Origin of the sequence: Novosphingobium sp. FSW06-99 (assembly GCF_001519065.1) — a bacterium.
Taxonomy (GTDB): Bacteria; Pseudomonadota; Alphaproteobacteria; order Sphingomonadales; family Sphingomonadaceae; genus Novosphingobium.
The window spans coordinates 1-16,811 of the sequence record NZ_KQ954254.1 but is presented as its reverse complement, the minus strand read 5'-3'; the positions used below and the strand labels follow the sequence as shown (position 1 = coordinate 16,811).

At 66.1% G+C, this 16,811-nt stretch carries 17 protein-coding genes; 2 read left to right on the top strand and 15 right to left on the bottom strand.

Annotated features, from left to right (window positions below; genetic code table 11):
* Window positions 1-61: 61 nt before the first annotated feature.
* The 3 genes from AQZ49_RS06890 to AQZ49_RS06880 form a co-directional block, all read right to left on the bottom strand.
* Window positions 62-1,048: a hypothetical protein gene (locus tag AQZ49_RS06890; protein WP_067614352.1), complete on the bottom strand. Its 987-nt coding sequence runs from the start codon at window positions 1,046-1,048 to the stop codon at window positions 62-64.
* A gap of 142 nt (window positions 1,049-1,190) precedes the next feature.
* Entirely contained in the window at window positions 1,191-1,601 is a 411-nt protein-coding gene (locus AQZ49_RS06885) for a DUF2946 family protein (protein ID WP_067614351.1), read from the bottom strand.
* Between the two features lie 34 nt (window positions 1,602-1,635).
* Entirely contained in the window at window positions 1,636-2,121 is a 486-nt protein-coding gene (locus tag AQZ49_RS06880; RefSeq protein ID WP_067614349.1) for an Lrp/AsnC family transcriptional regulator, read from the bottom strand.
* Window positions 2,122-2,215: 94 nt separating this feature from the next.
* Between AQZ49_RS06880 and putA the strand changes: the two genes are divergently transcribed.
* Window positions 2,216-5,782, top strand: a complete 3,567-nt coding sequence (putA, locus tag AQZ49_RS06875; RefSeq protein WP_067614347.1) for a bifunctional proline dehydrogenase/L-glutamate gamma-semialdehyde dehydrogenase PutA — start codon at window positions 2,216-2,218, stop codon at window positions 5,780-5,782.
* Window positions 5,783-5,824: 42 nt separating this feature from the next.
* Here putA and AQZ49_RS06870 read toward each other — a convergent pair whose 3' ends face one another.
* From AQZ49_RS06870 to AQZ49_RS06820, 11 genes are all read right to left on the bottom strand, one after another.
* Window positions 5,825-6,271 (bottom strand): hypothetical protein, encoded by a 447-nt coding sequence (locus tag AQZ49_RS06870; protein WP_231738999.1) that lies wholly within the window; start codon window positions 6,269-6,271, stop codon window positions 5,825-5,827.
* Between the two features lie 7 nt (window positions 6,272-6,278).
* Window positions 6,279-7,661, bottom strand: coding sequence for an NAD(P)/FAD-dependent oxidoreductase (locus tag AQZ49_RS06865; RefSeq protein WP_231738996.1), 1,383 nt, complete (start codon window positions 7,659-7,661; stop codon window positions 6,279-6,281).
* Window positions 7,662-7,663: 2 nt separating this feature from the next.
* The gene (locus AQZ49_RS06860; protein ID WP_067614342.1) at window positions 7,664-8,392 is read right to left on the bottom strand and encodes an amino acid ABC transporter ATP-binding protein; all 729 of its coding nucleotides are present in this window, start codon (window positions 8,390-8,392) and stop codon (window positions 7,664-7,666) included.
* Window positions 8,389-9,042: an amino acid ABC transporter permease gene (locus tag AQZ49_RS06855; RefSeq protein ID WP_067614340.1), complete on the bottom strand. Its 654-nt coding sequence runs from the start codon at window positions 9,040-9,042 to the stop codon at window positions 8,389-8,391. Before AQZ49_RS06855 ends, AQZ49_RS06860 begins: the two co-directional genes overlap by 4 nt.
* Window positions 9,039-9,800 carry an ABC transporter substrate-binding protein gene (locus AQZ49_RS06850; RefSeq protein ID WP_197410961.1) on the bottom strand — a complete coding sequence of 254 codons (762 nt, stop codon included), beginning with the start codon at window positions 9,798-9,800 and terminating at the stop codon, window positions 9,039-9,041. The genes AQZ49_RS06855 and AQZ49_RS06850 overlap by 4 nt, the downstream gene beginning before the upstream one ends.
* Window positions 9,801-9,840: 40 nt before the next feature.
* Window positions 9,841-11,103, bottom strand: coding sequence for an alanine racemase (locus AQZ49_RS06845; protein WP_067614336.1), 1,263 nt, complete (start codon window positions 11,101-11,103; stop codon window positions 9,841-9,843).
* Window positions 11,096-12,499, bottom strand: a complete 1,404-nt coding sequence (locus AQZ49_RS06840) for a D-arabinono-1,4-lactone oxidase (RefSeq protein WP_067614334.1) — start codon at window positions 12,497-12,499, stop codon at window positions 11,096-11,098. The genes AQZ49_RS06845 and AQZ49_RS06840 overlap by 8 nt, the downstream gene beginning before the upstream one ends.
* 10 nt (window positions 12,500-12,509) lie before the next feature.
* Window positions 12,510-12,857: a c-type cytochrome gene (locus AQZ49_RS06835; protein WP_067614332.1), complete on the bottom strand. Its 348-nt coding sequence runs from the start codon at window positions 12,855-12,857 to the stop codon at window positions 12,510-12,512.
* Complete coding sequence (locus AQZ49_RS06830) at window positions 12,847-13,479, bottom strand: TetR/AcrR family transcriptional regulator (protein WP_067614330.1); 633 nt, start codon at window positions 13,477-13,479, stop codon at window positions 12,847-12,849. The genes AQZ49_RS06835 and AQZ49_RS06830 overlap by 11 nt, the downstream gene beginning before the upstream one ends.
* 168 nt (window positions 13,480-13,647) lie before the next feature.
* On the bottom strand, window positions 13,648-14,082 hold the full coding sequence (locus AQZ49_RS06825; protein ID WP_067614328.1) for a VOC family protein: 435 nt from the start codon (window positions 14,080-14,082) through the stop codon (window positions 13,648-13,650).
* Between the two features lie 14 nt (window positions 14,083-14,096).
* The gene (locus tag AQZ49_RS06820; RefSeq protein ID WP_082701620.1) at window positions 14,097-14,945 is read right to left on the bottom strand and encodes a TorF family putative porin; all 849 of its coding nucleotides are present in this window, start codon (window positions 14,943-14,945) and stop codon (window positions 14,097-14,099) included.
* A gap of 60 nt (window positions 14,946-15,005) precedes the next feature.
* Between AQZ49_RS06820 and AQZ49_RS06815 the strand changes: the two genes are divergently transcribed.
* Window positions 15,006-15,782: a metallophosphoesterase family protein gene (locus AQZ49_RS06815; RefSeq protein WP_067614324.1), complete on the top strand. Its 777-nt coding sequence runs from the start codon at window positions 15,006-15,008 to the stop codon at window positions 15,780-15,782.
* Window positions 15,783-15,878: 96 nt separating this feature from the next.
* On the opposite strand, the gene AQZ49_RS06810 is transcribed toward AQZ49_RS06815, so the two are convergent.
* The gene (locus AQZ49_RS06810) at window positions 15,879-16,670 is read right to left on the bottom strand and encodes a hypothetical protein (RefSeq protein ID WP_067614323.1); all 792 of its coding nucleotides are present in this window, start codon (window positions 16,668-16,670) and stop codon (window positions 15,879-15,881) included.
* Between the last annotated feature and the right edge of the window lie 141 nt (window positions 16,671-16,811).

Here is a 16,811-nt window from a genome sequence, read left to right as displayed (position 1 = left end):
TGATCGCATCACACTTATTGGCCGGCGGCTGAACCAGCCGCCGGCCCTTTTTTCGAGCCGGTCAGAACCCGTAATTGACCTGCAGCTTGAACAGCGCCTTGGCCGCCAACTGGCCCGAGGTGCCTTCGATCGCCACCGAGCTGGCGGCATTGGTATATTGCGCGATCGGAAAGGCGACGTCGCCATAGACCGACAGCTTGCGCGTGATCTGCACCCGCACGCCCGGCGCCAGCAGCAGCCGTTGATACCCAGAATTGAGCGGATCGGCTTCGGGTCCGCTGTCATGCGCGCGCACCGAACCGAGCAATTGCAGCGTGGGCGACACGATCGACTGGCCCGCAGGCAAGTCATAAGTCAGCCCCAGCCCGCCATCGACTTCGTTGCCCGGGCGATAGCCATCGCGCGTGGCCACCGCGAACTTGTACTGCGCCTGGACAAACCAACGCGCGCCGCCGCCCAGATGCCCGACGTGGTAGCCGTTGACTTCCAGATCGGTGCTGCCGGTGCCGGGCAGCGAATCGCGATCGTAGGGATAGCCGCCATATTGATCCATCGGGCTGGTATAACGCCCGGTCGGCAGCTTGATCCCGATCCCCAGGCCCGTCGACATGTCGGGGGCAAAGCCGGTGTAATCGACGCGGATCATCGCATCGCCCAGATCGGTCAGCGGCACGGTTTCCACCACCGGATTGCCATTGGTATCGGCGCCGGTGGTGGTGAACTTGCGCTGATACAGCGGCAATTCGGCCATCACCATCCACTTGTGGTTGATCACATAGTTGACGCCCAGCGTGTAGAAATCGGTCTGGATGCGCTTGTCCGAATTGTCGTCGGGGCTGGCGGCATGGCCCGCCTCGCGGTTCTGGTCCTGATCCATGTAGGAATAGCGGGCAAACACCGACAGCCCGCTGTCCGAATCTTGCGGGGTGATCGACGTGACCCCGGCATCGAAAATACCGCATCCGCAGGCGCAGGCCATCGCGGCGACGGGCGAAACACCGGCCAGCAGCACAAGGCCGGCCACGCTGTTACGTGCAAATCTGGTCATTGAACCCTCATGATATCCCGGGTGTGACCGCAAGTGCCGGACAGGCCGGGCTCACTTGTCGGTCGGATCGGCGCCGTTGTTCGGCGCGCACTGGTCTTGTGGCCTATCGTGAACTGCCCCGAAGACAGCCCGGATCGGCGGTTCAGCCCAGCGCGGGAGGGGCGCGCAACGGCGGGCGCAGCCGGAATTGCGGGCGCGGCGCCGGCGCAATCGACGCGGCAAGCCCCAGCACCAGAATGAACGCCAGCGCTGCCGCCAGCAATACCGGGTCCGCGCCGGTCAGCGCGGCATGGCCAAGCGCCGAAAACGGACAAGCCTGATGGTCGGGCCCGCCCTTGCCGGTGTCGCTGTGCCCCTTGATCGGGATTGCCACCGACAAGGCCGCATCGTGCGCCGCATCGCCATAGCCATCGCAGATCTGCACGGTGAGCATATGGGCACTGCCGCCGACCATCGTCCCTGCGGGCAACAGCACTTTCATCGCCAGGGCCAGCGCGATCACGGCAAAGGCCGTGGCGCGGTGACGCAGGAAAAAGGCGCGCAAGCGATGCATGATCCCGGTCCGATAAGCCAGGCGCCGCCGATTGTCATCCTTTTTGGGGACTGGCGCTGTCCTTGACCGCCTCCATCACCACGAACGTCGAAGTCGAGGTGACATGCGGCAGGCGCGAGATCTTTTCGCCCAGCACCGCACGGAACCGGGCGATATTGGCGGTACGCACTTTCAGCAGATAGTCGAAACTGCTGGCGATCATGTGGCATTCTTCGACTTCGTCGATCGCGCGCACCGCGCGGTTGAAATCCTGCAGCGCCGCCTCGCGCGTGTCGGACAGCTTCACTTCGGTATAGGCGATATGGTCGAGCCCCAGCGGACGCGGATCGATCACCGCGCGAAAGCCCAGGATCACCCCCGTCTCGATCAAGCGCGTCAGCCGCTGCTGACACGGCGTGCGCGACAAACCGACGCGCGCGGCCAGATCGGTCACCGCGATCCGCCCGTCATGCGCCAGAACGCCAAGGATTTTCAGGTCAAAGGCATCAAGTTGCCTGTTTTTGGAAAAATTATCAGCCATAATACCTGATCTGTACCATAATTTCAGGTATCACGTACATCTCTGCAAGACAAACAAGGCAGATTGCTTTTTTGGCGCATGGTATCATCTGGCCATGCCCAGCTTCACCGCCTTTGCCCCCGCCCTGCGCCCCGCCACCCCGCTGCGCGCCGCGATCACCGCTGCCACACGCAGGCCCGAAACCGCCTGCATCGCCGCCCTGGCCGAAGCGGCAACGTTGTCCGCCGACCAACGCGCACAGGCCACTGCGCTGGCGACCCGACTGGTCTCCGAATTGCGCGCCGCGCCGCCATCGGGTGGCGTGGAGCATCTGGTGCAGGAATATGCCCTGTCGACCAGCGAGGGCGTTGCGCTGATGTGCCTGGCCGAGGCGCTGTTGCGCATTCCCGATGCCGCCACGCGCGATGCGCTGATCCGCGACAAGATCGCGGGCGGCGACTGGTGGGCGCATCTGGGCCGCACGCGCCCGGTGTTTGTCAACGCCGCCACCTGGGGGCTGGTGGTGACCGGCAAGCTGGTCGGCAGCATCGACGAACAGGGGCTGGGCGCAGCGCTGACCCGCCTGATCGCGCGCGCGGGTGAACCGATCATCCGCGCCGGGGTCGATCTGGCGATGCGGTTGATGGGCGAACAGTTCGTCACCGGGCGCACCGTCGACGAAGCCCTTGGCCGCGCACGGGCGATGGAGGCCAAAGGCTTTGCCTACAGCTATGACATGCTGGGCGAGGCAGCGATGACCGCCACCGATGCCGCGCGGTACATGGCCGACTATCGCACCGCGATCACCGCCATCGGCGCCGCCTCGGCCGGGCGCGGGATTCATGCCGGGCCGGGCATCTCGATCAAGCTGTCGGCGCTGCACCCGCGTTATGCCCGCGCGCAGGCAGACCGCGTAATGGCCGAATTGCTGCCGCGCGTGAAAGACTTGTGCCTGATGGCGCGCGCCGCCGACATCGGCCTGAACATCGATGCCGAAGAGGCCGACCGGCTGGAACTGAGCCTCGATCTGCTTGAAAGCCTGGCCACCGATCCCGATCTGGCGGGATGGGACGGGCTGGGCTTTGTCGTCCAGGCCTATGGCAAGCGGTGCCCGATGGTGATCGACTGGATCATCGATCTGGCGCGCCGGTCTTCGCGCCGGATCATGGTGCGGCTGGTCAAGGGTGCCTATTGGGATGCCGAAATCAAGCGCGCGCAAGTCGACGGGCTGAGCGATTTTCCGGTCTATACGCGCAAGAGCCATACCGATCTGGCCTATCTGGCCTGCGCGCGGCGCCTGCTGGCGGCACGCGACGCGGTGTTCCCGCAATTTGCCACGCACAATGCGCTGACCCTGGCGTCGATCATGGCGCTGGCCGGGCCCGACTTTGCCCTCGGCGACTATGAATTCCAGTGCCTGCACGGGATGGGTGAGCCGCTCTACGGGCGTGTCGTGGGGCCGGACCATCTCGATCGGCCCTGCCGCGTCTATGCCCCAGTCGGCGGGCACGAGACACTGCTGGCCTATCTGGTGCGGCGCCTGCTGGAAAACGGCGCCAATTCCTCGTTCGTCAACCGCATCGCCAATCCGGCCATCCCGATCGCCGAAGTGATCGCCGATCCGATCGACGATCCCGATCTGGGCCAGCCGCACCCGATGATCGCCGCGCCGCCCGCGATCCTGGGCGCGCGCCGCAACAGCGCCGGGCTCGATCTGGCGAGCGAGACGGTGCTGGCCGATCTGTCGGCACAATTTGCCTATGAGGCTGACCGCACCTGGCGCGCCGTGCCGACCGGCGATCTGGCGCATGGCGCAACCCGCGTAGTGCGCAATCCGGCGCGGCTTGACGATGTGGTCGGCCATGCGGTGGAAACCACCCCCGACGGGGCACGTGCGGCGGTGACCATCGCCGCTGCGGCCGCCCCGCAGTGGGCGGCGGTGCCGATGGCGCAGCGCGCCGCAATGCTGCGCAGGGCCGCCGACACGATGGAGGCGTCGATCGCGCCGCTGGTCGCCCTGATCGTGCGCGAGGCGGGCAAATCGGTCGCCAACGCGGTCGGCGAAGTGCGCGAAGCGGTCGATTTCCTGCGCTATTACGCCGATGCCGCCAGCGATGGCACCCCGCTGGGGCCGGTGGTGTGCATTTCGCCATGGAACTTTCCGCTGGCGATCTTTGTCGGCCAGGTTGCCGCCGCGCTGGCCGCCGGCAATCCGGTGGTGGCCAAACCGGCGGAGGAAACCCCGCTGATCGCCGCCGAGGCGGTGCGCTTGCTCCATGCGGCGGGCATTCCCGCCGATGTGCTGCAACTCGTGCCCGGCGACGGCGCGATCGGTGCCGCGCTGGTCGCCGCGCCTGCCATTGCCGGGGTGCTGTTCACTGGCTCGACCGAGGTCGGTCGCCTGATCCAGCGGCAATTGTCGTTGCGGCTGTCGCCTGCGGGGCGCCCGGTCACGCTGATCGCGGAAACCGGCGGGCAGAACGCGATGGTGGTGGATTCATCGGCCTTGCCCGAACAAGTGGTTGCCGATTGCCTGGCCTCGGCGTTCGACAGCGCGGGCCAGCGCTGTTCGGCGCTGCGCGTACTGTGCCTGCAGGACGACATTGCCGACACCATCCTGACCATGCTCAAAGGCGCGATGGCCGAACTGCACCTGGGCCCGCCAGATGTGCTGGCGCACGATGTCGGCCCCGTGATCACCGCCGAGGCGCGGCTGACCATCGAAAACCATGTCGCGGCGATGGCGGCCAGGGGCTGTGCCGTGCACCGCATCGCGCTGCCCCCGGCAACCGCGCAGGGGCATTTCGTGGCGCCGGCGATCATCGAACTGTCCGCGTTGTCGGACTTGTCGCACGAAGTGTTCGGCCCGGTGTTGCATGTCGTGCGCTATGCCCGCGCCGACCGCATGCGCCTGATCGATGCGATCAACGCGCTGGGCTATGGCCTGACGTTCGGGCTGCACACCCGGCTCGACACCACCTTGCGCGAAGTGACCGAGGCGATCCATGCAGGCAATATCTATGTCAACCGCAACACCATCGGCGCGGTGGTCGGCGTGCAGCCGTTTGGCGGCCACGGCCTGTCGGGCACCGGGCCCAAGGCCGGCGGGCCGCTGTACCTGACACGCCTGGCCCAGCCAGTGCCCGACCTGCCGCTGGCGGGCGGCACCAGCGACCCTGCCGCCACGGCATGGTGTGCGCTAAGCGGGGCGGCGCTGCCGCATGTGCCGCTGGGATATGATATCGACTTGCCCGGCCCGGTCGGTGAACGCAATCGCTATCGGCTGGGGGCTGCCGGGACCGTGCTGGCACTGGCCGAAACGCGCGCCGGGCTGATCGAACAGATCGCCTGGGCGCTGGCGGCGGGCAACCGTGTGGTGCTGGCCGATGCCGCGCCGGTTGCCGACCTGATCGCGCGCCTGCCCGATGGATTGCTGGCGCGGATCGAGACCCCGCGCGACTGGCGCCATGCCGGGCCCTTTGCGCGCGCGCTGGTCGCCGGATCACCCCCCTTTGTGCGCGCGGCGCTGGGCAATCTGGCCGCGTTGCCCGGCCCGATCGTCACGGCCGAAATGCCGTGCGCTGGCGGTGGCTATGCCCCCGCGATGTTGCTGCGCGAAACGACGATTTCGATCAACACCACGGCGGCCGGCGGCAATGCCAGCCTGATGGCGCTGGCCTGACCTTGTAAAAGCCCCGCCCCGAGGGGCGGGGCTTTTTGGGATTCAGCCCAGGGCGCGGGCACGGGCGAGATCCTTTGGCCTGCCGAAGGCTTGGAACAGATGGCGCAGTTCGGCGCGGTCGGGGACGAACAGTGTGGTGCCCGCGATGTCGATGCGCTGGCGCGTTACCGGTTCAACCGGCATCCAGCCGGTGGCGGATCGATAGGCAAAGTCGGCCATGAATTCGACCGGTAGCACGGTGCCATGCCAAGTGCCGAACAGGCCTGATCGAAAATCGCGATGGGCCGCCCCCGCTGCGGGCTCGACACCAAGCGTCGGCAAAATGCATTTCGCATCGTCCACGCTCAACAGCACGTCGATATCGCCAACCGGCCCGGCGTCGGCTCCGTGCAGCGCAACGGCGGCGCTGGTGATCACCCACCACGGGTCGCGCGCCGCGCGCATCAGGGCGCCAACCGCCTGCAACGCCGTGGTCAGATCGGCATCCATCGGCGGATCAGATCGGCGCCAGCGTCTTGGCCAGCCTGGCATCGACCGGCACGCTGCCGTTGCGGAAATCGGCGGCGTCGATGCGGGCAAAGGCATTCTGGATATAACGCACGCCGATCCAGCGCAGCGGTTCCACTTCCCATTTCGGCCCCGGCGCGTGCAGCATCGGCAGATCGGGCACATAGGCGCGCACCCCCGCGATCAGCCCGGCCAGAGCACGCCCCGCCAGCGCAGTGGTGGCCACCCCGCGCCCGGTATAGCCAAAGGCATTGCCAATGCCGCTGTCGGGATCGAAATGCACCGACGGCATGCCGTCGCGCGGCACGCCGAGATAGCCGCCCCAGGCATGGGTGATCGGCACATCGTGCAAGACCGGGAACCAGCGCCGCAGATTGTCGATCAACGGGCCATAGAGCGCCGCGTCGGCCAGCGCGGCCTCGGGCATCGCCGATCCGAACAGATAGGGCGCGCCCCGGCTGCCGAACAGGATGCGCCCGTCGCGCGTGCGGGTCAGATAATCCTTGGTGTAGGCCCCGGAACTCAGGCTTTCGTACCCCTGCCAGCCGATCGCATCCCATGTGGCCGCATCGAGCGGGGCGGTCGCCACGATCATCGATGACATCGGCAGCAACTGGCGATGATAGGCAGACAGCCCCGACAGATAGGCCTCTCCCGCCAGCACCACCGCGCGCCGCGCCGTCACCACCCCGCCCGCCGTTTCCAGCATGGCGGGCTGGCCGGGGCGCACCCCGGTCACCGCGGTGCTTTCGTAGATCCGTCCGCCGCGCCGTTCGACCGCGCGCGCCAGCCCGCGCACCAGCCGCGCCGGGTGGATCGACGCCCCGGAATCGGTCTTCATGCCGCCCAGCACGCCGGTCACGTCGATCAGCGCACGCGATTCGTCGGCCGTCAGCAGCCGCGTGTCATCGGCCAGCCCCAGCCGTGCATACCCGTCATAAGTTGCCTTGAGCGCCGCCCACTGCCGCGCGGTGCGCGCCACCGACAACATCCCGCCAGGCGTGAAATGCGCATCGATCCCTTCTTCGGCGATGATCGCGCCAATGTCGTCGATGATGGCATGCTGCGCGCGGATGGTGGCGCACGCCGCCTCTGTCCCGAAATGCTTTTCCAGTTCGTCGACCAGCATCGGATAGCGTGGGCTGCACCAGCCGCCGTTGCGCCCCGACGCGCCATAGCCGCAGAACTCGCGCTCGATCACCGCGACCTGCAGATCGGGATTGGCGCGCAACAGGAACCAGGCCGTCCACAGCCCCGAAAACCCGCCGCCCAGGATCGCCACATCGACCGTGGTATCGCCCGCCAGCGCGGGCCGCCGGGTCAGATCATCGCCGCAATCGTCAAGCCAGTATATCGCGCCATAACCGGTCATGGTCATCCATCCTTGTGCAGCACGCGCGCCAGAAACTGCGCCGTGCGCGCCGCCTGCGGGGCGGTCAGCACGTCGCGCGCCGCGCCCTGTTCGGCAATCACCCCCTGGTCGACAAACGCGACCCGGTCGGCCACTTCGCGGGCAAAGCCGATTTCGTGCGTGACGATCAGCATCGTCATGCCTTCCTCGGCCAGTTCGCGCATCACCCGCAGCACTTCGCCAACGCGTTCGGGATCGAGCGCAGACGTCGGCTCGTCAAACAGGATCGCCTCTGGCCGCAGCGCCAGCGCGCGGGCAATGCCGACACGCTGTTGCTGCCCGCCCGACAGCGCCGAGGGCAGGCTGTGCGCATGGTCGGCCATGTCGACGCGCGCCAGCAGGTCTATCGCCCGCGCACGCGCCTGATCCGGCGGCTCATGATGCACATGCACCGGCGCCTCGATCACATTGTCCAGCACGGTGCGATGGGGAAACAGGTTGAACCGCTGAAACACCATCGCCACGCGGCGGCGGATCGCGGGCAGCCCCGCCGCATCGACGCGCACGCCACCGACGGTGATCTCCCCTTCGTCGTGGCGCTCCAGCCCGTTGATACAACGCAGCATGGTCGATTTGCCCGAACCCGACCCGCCGATCAGGCACAGCACTTCGCCTTTGGCCACGTCGAGATCGACGCCCTTGAGCACGGTGCGGTCGCCAAACCGCTTGGTAACGCCGCGCAGCGTGATCATGCCAGCCGCCCCTTGCGTTCGAGCGTGCGCACCAGCCCCGACAGCGGCAGGCTGGCGGCCAGATAGAGCAGCGCGATCAGCGCATAGACCGATCCGTTCTTGAACGTCGAAATGGCCAGCAACTGCCCTTCGCGGGTCAGTTCGGCGATGGTGATGGTCGATGCGATCGAGGTGTCTTTCAACAGCATGACCATCGTATTGCCAATCGAGGGCAGCGCATGGCGCAGCCCCAGTGGCAGCACCACCCGCCGCCACAGCGTCATCCGGTTCATCCCCAGCGCCTCACCCGCCTCGATCAGGCCTTTGTCCACCGCGCCGATCCCGCCCCGGATGTTTTCCGCCTGATAGACCGAATAGGCCAGACCCAGCCCGATCACCCCGGCCAGAAACGGCGGCAGATCCAGCCCCCAGTCGGGCAGCACGAAATAGATGAAGAACAGTTGCACGATGATCGGAATGCCGCGCACCACGGTGATCACCGTGCGGCTGACCCAGCGCCACGGGGCAAACCGCGCGCGGCCCATCACCACCCACACCACGCCCAGCGCCAGACTGAGCGTCAGCGCGCAAACGGTCAGTTCCAGCGTGACCAGCAACCCGCGCAACAGCACCGGCAAAAAGGCCTGGGCATCGTTCACAAACCCGATCACGCGTTCAGCCCCCAATGCGACAGGATTGGCGCAATTCCAGCGCGCGCCGGGCCATCCAACTGGTGATCGATGCGCGCCAGCAAGGGCGCGGCCTTGCGCCCGATCAGGCACAATTGTTCCTTGGCGGGTCCGCGAAATTCGCCCGGCATACGCAGATGCCAGCGCGGACCCACGCGCAGGATGGTGGTCAGGATCGGCGCATCACCATAGGCGGCATCGATGCGCCCATGCGCCAGATCGCGCAGCATATCGCCCAGCCCCTGATACGTCACCACTTGCGCCACGCCCGCGCCATGCAACTGGTCGACAAACCGCGTGCCGAGCTGTGCACCGACGCGCAAAGCCCGCAGGCTGGCCAGATCGGGAAAGTGCCCCGCCGTATCGCCGCGCACCGCCAGCCCCCCGGCATAAGCGAACACCGGGTCGGAAAAGCCGACCAGCGCCTCACGCGCAGGGGTGCGCAGCATCGCGGCGGCGATCAGGTCGATCCGCCCGGTCATCAGCGACGGCACCAGCGAGGCGAACGGCACGATGCGAAAATCCGCCACCAGGCCCAGCCGCGCCAGCAGCATCGCGGCAATATCGACCATCGCCCCGGTCAACCGGTTGGTGACCGGATCGACATAGCTGAACGGCACGCCCGAGGGCGAGGCGCCCACCACCACCACATGCGGATCCCGCGGATGGCGCGCGCAGGCGGTAACAAGCGCCGCGCCAATCCCCGCTGCCGCGCCGCGACGGGTCACAAGATGGTGCATGGTCCCCACCATGCCGAGTGTGAAGCGCGCCGCCGCGATGTCAAGCCGAGGCGGGAAACACCGGCCAGCGTTCGCCGATGTGGCCTTGTTGATACAGCGCCAGATCGCCGAATTGCAGCATCAGCGCCTCGCTCTGGTGCGGGCGCAGAAACACGCTGTCATCGGGTTTGACGTGCACGCGCCACGATGCTGTCAGCAATTCCTGGTTGCTCGACAGTCCGATCAGATCGCTGGTCTGCAACCCCGGCGGCGAGACCGGATCGGCCAGCCAGTGCCCGCCAAAGATATAGATCGCCTGCGCGGTGTTGGGATCGATGAACGCCAGCGGCCCGTCGAGATAGCTGTGCCCCGGCAAGTCGAGCTTGTGCCCGGCCTTGATCACCGGGGTGGCGATGAACAGCGCCGGGATCAGCCCGGCGTTTTCGGCAATGTCGAAATCGTTGGGTTTGACGAAGGCCGACCCGACCGAGACTTCGTTGGCAACCGTACCGCGCGTGTGGCGCATCACGGTATAGCTGCCCGCCGAATTGAGCGTCAGCGCGCGCGGATCGCCCGGCACCACCGCCGCCAGCGCCTTGATCGCGGCGGCATAGCGGCCTTGCGCGTCGGCCCAGGCGGCATCGCCATTGCCCAGCTTGGCAACTTGCGCGTCATAGCCCATCAGCCCGGCCACATCGAAACAGCCCGCCGCCAGGGCCGCCTTCAGCCCTTCGGCCAAGGCCGCCGCATCGGCAAACCCGCCCCGGTGCAACCCGACATCGATTTCAAAGCTCAGCTTCATGCGCGTGGCATTGGCCCGCGCGATCGCGGCATAGGCGGCAATCCGTTCGGGCGTATCGACCAGCCATTGCACATGCTCCAGCGCCGCCGCGCCCTGGCTGGCATAGATCTGCGCAACCAGTGGCGCAGGCAGCGGCTTGCCGATCAGATAGTCGCCGTCGGGATGCAGCGCGAGCATCGCCGTCAACATCGCACCGTTGAACACCATGAAGCGGTTGGTGCCGAGCCCTTTGGCCACCCGGTCGAGCAAGGTCGGGCACGGCAGCGATTTGACCACCACGCGCAAGGGCAGATGCGCCATGCCCACCGCCGCGCGCAGCCGGGCGATATTGGCATCCAGCCGCGCGGCATCGACCACCAGCACCGGCTGGGCAATCGCCGCCTGCGCCAGCGCGCGCTGCAGACCCGCAAAATAGGCATCGTGGTCGGCGCCATGGTCATTGCTGCGCACGGCACCCAGCCCGCCCGCGCCGAACGCGACCACCCCGCCGACGATCGCCGCGCGGCGCGACAGCCTAACCACGACGCAGCACCCGCGTCAGATAGGGGTTGAGCAGCTTTCCTTCGGGATCGAGGTGATCACGCACGGCCAGGGCCTCCTTCCAGCGCGGGTAGAGCGCGGCAAAATCATCGTATTTCAGACTGTTGAGCTTTCCCCAATGCGGGCGCCCGCCATGGCTGCGCAAGATCGGTTCGATCAGCGTGTAGAAGAACTGGTAATCGTCCTTGTAATAGGCGTGCACCGCGATCGATCCGCTTTCGCGGCCCTGGAATGACGACAGCCAGGCATCGTCGGGGGCAATGCTGCGCACCTCGATCGGGATGAACACGTCGGGGCGATGGCGTTCGATCGCATCGACCACTTCGCGCAAGGCGGCAATCTGGTTTTCGCGCGGCAGATGGTATTCGATCTCGCGAAAGCGCAAGGGCCGCTCGTTCGACAGCAGTTTCCATCCCTGATCGATCGCCACCTGGTCGGGCATGCCGGCGATCAGGTGATCCGCCGTCCAGAACCGCAAGGGCGTCGCGAATTCAAACAGATCGCGCGCCTGTTTCAGATCCATCGCGCCTTTGGTGTCGGTATCGGGCCCACGCGGGCGCACCGGCTCGGTGGTTTCGTCGTGGGTGATCAACTGACCCCAGTGGCTGAACGGGATGACATAGAATTCAACATTGCGATGGCGGCGCTGGAGATCGTCCCACCCCTCGATCAGCTCTTCGCGCGGGCGCAGCGAAGTGACCTTTTTCACCCGCGTCAACGCGTGGTTCTGCATCGTGAACCGGGTCATGATGCCGAACGCGCCCAGCCCGACGCGCGCCGCGTTGAACACTTCGGGATTGCTGGTGGCATTGCAGGTCAGCACCTCGCCGCGCGGCGTCGCCAGATCAAACTCGACGATCCCGCCGTGCAGCGCGGTAAACCCGCGCCCGGTGCCGTGGGTCCCCGTCTGGGTCGCCCCGGCCAGCGTCTGCTTGTTGATATCGGGCAGGTTCGGCATTTCCTGGCCGATCGCGGCAAGCTGCGGCCCCAGATCATAGAGCCGCGTCCCGGCGCCGACGCTGGCGCGGCCGGTCGCGGCATCATGGCCCAGCACCCCGCTCAGGTTGTCGAGACTGACCAGCGTGGCATCGGTCGGCACCAGCGCGGTAAAGCTGTGCCCGGCGCCAACCATGCGCACCGGGCCCTTGGCGGTGCGCAACAGATGCGCGGCTTCGTCGGGGCTGGCCGGCGATACGCGCGTGGCCGGATAGGCATGTTCGGTGGCGGCCCAGTTCTGCCACAGCAAGTGCCCCGACCGGTCGATCACCGGCAATGCGGGCGGTTCGCGATCGAGCCAGACCCGCCGCCCGGCCAGCCCCGCCGCGCCCGCCGCGACCACACCCCCACCGATCAGCAATGCCCTGCGTGTCGTCCCCATGCATCGTCTCCTATTGGCGTTGGTCGGCCATGAAGCGGATCAGCGCGGTGTAATCGGCGGCGGTGCACGTGGCGCACTGGCCGCCCGCGGGCATCGCGTTGTACCCGGCCACCGCGTGTTGCAGCAGCGTATCGGGCCCTTTGGCCCAGCGCGCATCCCATTGCGTGTGATCGCCCGACAGCGGTGCGCCGCTGTCGCGCCGCGTGTGGCACGACCGGCACGATGCATCATACAGCGCGGCTAGATGCGCCCCGGCGGGCCGGCGCGCCGCCGCCTGCGCCTCGGTCAGCGGTTGCGCCGCCTGGCAAGACGCCAGCAACACCGTGGCCAGCAGCGCGCCGTATCGTTCAATCCGCATTGCCGGGCACCCCCATGGCAAAGATCCCCTCGATCGCGCGGGCCGCGTCGGCAAACAGGTCTTCGCGGGCTATGCGGTCTTCTTCGTGGAGCATCTCATCGACCGCATAGCCCAGTTCCACCGCCAGCCGGACGCGTCGCCACAGCACATCGCGGTCTTCCCCCGGCTCTGCCATGGCGGCAACGATCTGATCGGTAACATGGCGGTGCGAAGCGATGCGGATCGGCGCCAGTTGCGGCACCGCGCGCAAGGCGCGTTCGATCCACACCCCGCCCGGTTCGGCATCGGTGACTTGCGCGGTCAGGCGGAACAGTTCGGGCAGATGCGCGGTAAGGCCCTGCGCGGCGCGGCGGTCGAGCCAGTCGATCAGCACCTGATTCTGCCGGTCCATCAGCCGTTCGGCCAGCGCGGCGAGCAGATCATATTTGCTGCGGAAATGGCGATAGAGCGCGGGCGGCGTAACGCCCGCCTGCTGCGCCACCAGATTGGTCGATATGCGCTCGATCCCGACATCGCCAAGCAGCGCGCCCGCCACATCGAGCAGCCGTTCGCGCGTGCGGTGCGCCCGGTCCTGAACCGGGCGCGCGCCACGCGCAAAATCGGGTACCAAAGCCTCGCCCATCGCCCGTTCCCTTTCGCGGAACCGTGATTCGATAGCGATGACTACATTTTATCGGGGCCGGCTGTCAACTCCCAGCCTTGCCGAGCTTGCCGCAGTCCGTTCATCCTGAACCGTCGAAGGATGAACGGACATTGAAATCTATCAGAAATTCGGGCGATGCAGCCAGATCTACCAGGTGCCGGTGTTCGCCATGCTGGCCCAGGGCTCGGCGGGGTCCAGCCGACCGTCCTGCAACAGTTCGACCGAAATGCCGTCGGGGCTCTTCACAAAGGCCATGTGCCCGTCGCGCGGGGGGCGGTGAATGATGTGCCCGGCGGCGGCGATCCGCGCGCAGGTTTCGTAGATATTGTCGACCTGGAACGCCAGGTGCCCGAAATTGCGGCCACTGCCATAGACTTCGGCGCTGCCATCCGCAGGCGGCCAGTTGTAGGTCAGTTCCACCTCGGCCACCCCCGCCTGGCCCGGCGCGGCCAGAAAGATCAGCGTAAAGCGCCCGGCTTCGCTGTCGAAGCGGCGCACTTCTTCCAGCCCGATCAGGTTGAAAAAGGCGATCGTGGCATCGGGATCGGTGATCCGGATCATCGAATGGAGGAACTTGGTCATGGGGGGACTCCGGTTCAGAACTGGTAGGACAAAGTGATTACGCCCGCGCGGCGCGCGGCGCGCCAGGTGGCTTCGGGATCGGCGGCGGGGCCTTGCGGTGCGGCCAGGGCGGCCGCATGTGAAACATTGGTGCCGACCAGCGACAGATCAAGGCCCACCGCCTTGCGGCTGGCGCCAAGACCCACGCGGTAATCCCAATAGCTGCCGGTGTAATCCAGCCCGCCTGCGGTATGTCCGGCATGCGCGTGGATATTGAACGGCGTGCCGGGAATGTCGGCGCGCGCCTGCGCATAAGCATAGAGATTGTCGCGCAGGCCGTTGCCCGGCGCGGTGCGGCCCAAGGCGCCCTGCGGCGGAGCCCAGGCCACGCCAGCGCGCACGTCGATCGGCCCGATCTGGTGATCGAGCGCGGCGGACAGTTCGACCAGATCGGCATGGGCCCGGTCTGCATAGAAATAGCCGCGCAGCCCCACATCGAGCATCCACCCGCTGGCGCCCAGCGCATGGTCGTATCCGGCGTAAACGTCCAGTTCGCCATGCCCCAGATCGACCGCCGGGCCGGGCGATTCGCTGGCCAGCGTAACCCCGGCATAGATGCCGCTGGTATGGGTGACCGACAGATCGCCCTGTACCGCCGGTTGCCCGTCGGATCGCGAAATTCCGCGAAAGCGATACTGGCTGAGCGCCTCGGCCGAGCCCGACAGGCTGAACGGCGAAGGCTGGGCGACGATGTCGCCCGCATGCGCTGAAACGGGCGCCAGCGCGGCGCAGGCGATCAGCCAGACCGCAGGGTGCAAAACTGGGAGATATTTGCTGAGGATCACCCCTGCGTCATGACCGCAAGCGCCTGCCCTTGCAAGCATCCTGCCCGCTTTCCCCTTGCCAGCCGCGCAGCGGGGCCCATATGGACAAGAGGCCAGATCATGTTCAAATCGTTGCGCACCCTGTTTACCCCCGCGCCCGCCCCGGCGCGTGTCATGACCGCAATCCCTGCGGGTGAGCGGGTCTATGCGGTGGGCGATATCCACGGGCGCGCCGATCTGTTCGAAACCATGGTCACCCGCATCGAGGCCGACGATGCCGCCAGGGCCCCGGCGCGCACCACCGTGATCCTGCTGGGCGATCTGGTCGATCGCGGCCCCGGCAGCGCGCAAGTGATCGCCATGGCGCGCGAATGGGGCAGGCACCGCACCGTGCGCTGTCTGCAAGGCAATCACGAGGAAATGTTCCTCAAATCCTTCACCGACGAAAACACGCTGCGGCATTTTCTGCGCTTTGGCGGGCGCGAAACGCTGTTCAGCTATCCCATCACGCCCGAAGAGTACCAGCCGACCACGCTGGAAGAGCTGCAGGCGCTTATGGCCGAACGCGTGCCCGCCGCCGACATCGCCTTCATGCAGGCGATGGAAGACCTGATCCGGATCGGCGACTATGTGTTCGTCCATGCCGGCATCCGCCCCGGCGTGCCGCTCGATGCGCAGAACCCGGGCGACCTGCGCTGGATTCGCGGCGAATTCCTGGACGATCCGGCCCCGCGCGACTTTGCCGTGGTCCACGGCCACACGATCACCCCCGGCCCCGAACTCCACCCCTGCCGCATTGGCATCGACACCGGCGCCTTCGCCAGCGGCCAACTGACCGCCATCGGCCTGGAAGGCACCGACCGCTGGCTGATCACCGCCGAGGGTGAGCCTGCGTAAGGGGCGGGCTGGTTTTCCGTTGATTGAAGGGCGGATTCTGGGACATTGCTGCCTTTCCGAGGTAGCGCCTCGAACGACCGGGTTTGCCAGTTCCCGTCACTCAAGACCCTTTTGTTTGCGGTCTGCCGAATGGAGATCGTCGATATCCGTCGTAGTGAAGTTAGGCGGTAGCAAGCCGCGCGCCAAGTCGTCTGAGAGTATGTCCATACTGCCGACGAGGTTGAGGAACCAGAGGTCGAGTTCGGTGCGCTGGGGCTTGAGCGACAGGTGGGTGACGCGATTGATGCTGAAGGCGAGGAAGTCTGCGATCTGGATCAGCGGCTCCAGGTGCGACGCCGCGTACTGCCCGTCATAATGAGGGCCCCATTCGCTAAATAAAGCCTTCGCGATAGGCTTTCCAGGCTGGGCCCGCCCAGCGTCGATGCGCAACGTCAGCCGCTCTGGTGGCCGGGGCACCCGTTGCTTAAGTTTCACCAAAAGAAAGAAAAGCGCCTGCCCATCTCTCTCACGCAAATCTATACCATCCACGGTCAAGTCGAAGTGGAATCCATGATCCGACAGGGTTCGGTCGTCGACCGTTTGGACATGCACACGCCACCGGTACATTCGATAAATCTGAGCGAAGGATTCAAATATCTTGAGATTCTGCTCGTCCGGCACATCCTTCCACTCTTTAGAACGGTTGTAGATGTCAACGAAGTGGAATTCGGTCGGATTTATGCCCAACAAATTGGGAATTTCGTCGAGGCAATTGGTGATGTTCCTGCGGATATCGCCCACTGCATGGTCCGGGAATTCGACCGCAACATAGGTTCGACGTGCGCCCGTAATGTATTTGGAGGGAGTAGCCGTGATCGGGCCGTAGGTGTCGTCGATTGCTACATGCATTGTTCAAAACCTCTCCATTTTCGGAATTCCGGGGACAGCGGAATTCCGGGGACAGTATACTGAATAGCCCCTACGGAATTCCGGGGACAGTATACTGAATAGCCCCTAGATTTCTGGGAATTCCGGGGACAGTATACTGAA

Excerpts from the sequence above, each read along its gene's own strand:
- AQZ49_RS06890 (WP_067614352.1), bottom strand. The coding sequence starts at position 1,048 with ATGACCAGATTTGCACGTAACAGCGTGGCCGGCCTTGTGCTGCTGGCC.
- AQZ49_RS06885 (WP_067614351.1), bottom strand. The coding sequence starts at position 1,601 with ATGCATCGCTTGCGCGCCTTTTTCCTGCGTCACCGCGCCACGGCCTTT.
- AQZ49_RS06880 (WP_067614349.1), bottom strand. The coding sequence starts at position 2,121 with ATGGCTGATAATTTTTCCAAAAACAGGCAACTTGATGCCTTTGACCTG.
- putA (WP_067614347.1), top strand. The coding sequence starts at position 2,216 with ATGCCCAGCTTCACCGCCTTTGCCCCCGCCCTGCGCCCCGCCACCCCG.
- AQZ49_RS06870 (WP_231738999.1), bottom strand. The coding sequence starts at position 6,271 with ATGGATGCCGATCTGACCACGGCGTTGCAGGCGGTTGGCGCCCTGATG.
- AQZ49_RS06865 (WP_231738996.1), bottom strand. The coding sequence starts at position 7,661 with ATGACCGGTTATGGCGCGATATACTGGCTTGACGATTGCGGCGATGAT.
- AQZ49_RS06860 (WP_067614342.1), bottom strand. The coding sequence starts at position 8,392 with ATGATCACGCTGCGCGGCGTTACCAAGCGGTTTGGCGACCGCACCGTG.
- AQZ49_RS06850 (WP_197410961.1), bottom strand. The coding sequence starts at position 9,800 with ATGCACCATCTTGTGACCCGTCGCGGCGCGGCAGCGGGGATTGGCGCG.
- AQZ49_RS06840 (WP_067614334.1), bottom strand. The coding sequence starts at position 12,499 with ATGGGGACGACACGCAGGGCATTGCTGATCGGTGGGGGTGTGGTCGCG.
- AQZ49_RS06835 (WP_067614332.1), bottom strand. The coding sequence starts at position 12,857 with ATGCGGATTGAACGATACGGCGCGCTGCTGGCCACGGTGTTGCTGGCG.
- AQZ49_RS06830 (WP_067614330.1), bottom strand. The coding sequence starts at position 13,479 with ATGGGCGAGGCTTTGGTACCCGATTTTGCGCGTGGCGCGCGCCCGGTT.
- AQZ49_RS06825 (WP_067614328.1), bottom strand. The coding sequence starts at position 14,082 with ATGACCAAGTTCCTCCATTCGATGATCCGGATCACCGATCCCGATGCC.
- AQZ49_RS06820 (WP_082701620.1), bottom strand. The coding sequence starts at position 14,945 with ATGCTTGCAAGGGCAGGCGCTTGCGGTCATGACGCAGGGGTGATCCTC.
- AQZ49_RS06815 (WP_067614324.1), top strand. The coding sequence starts at position 15,006 with ATGTTCAAATCGTTGCGCACCCTGTTTACCCCCGCGCCCGCCCCGGCG.
- AQZ49_RS06810 (WP_067614323.1), bottom strand. The coding sequence starts at position 16,670 with ATGCATGTAGCAATCGACGACACCTACGGCCCGATCACGGCTACTCCC.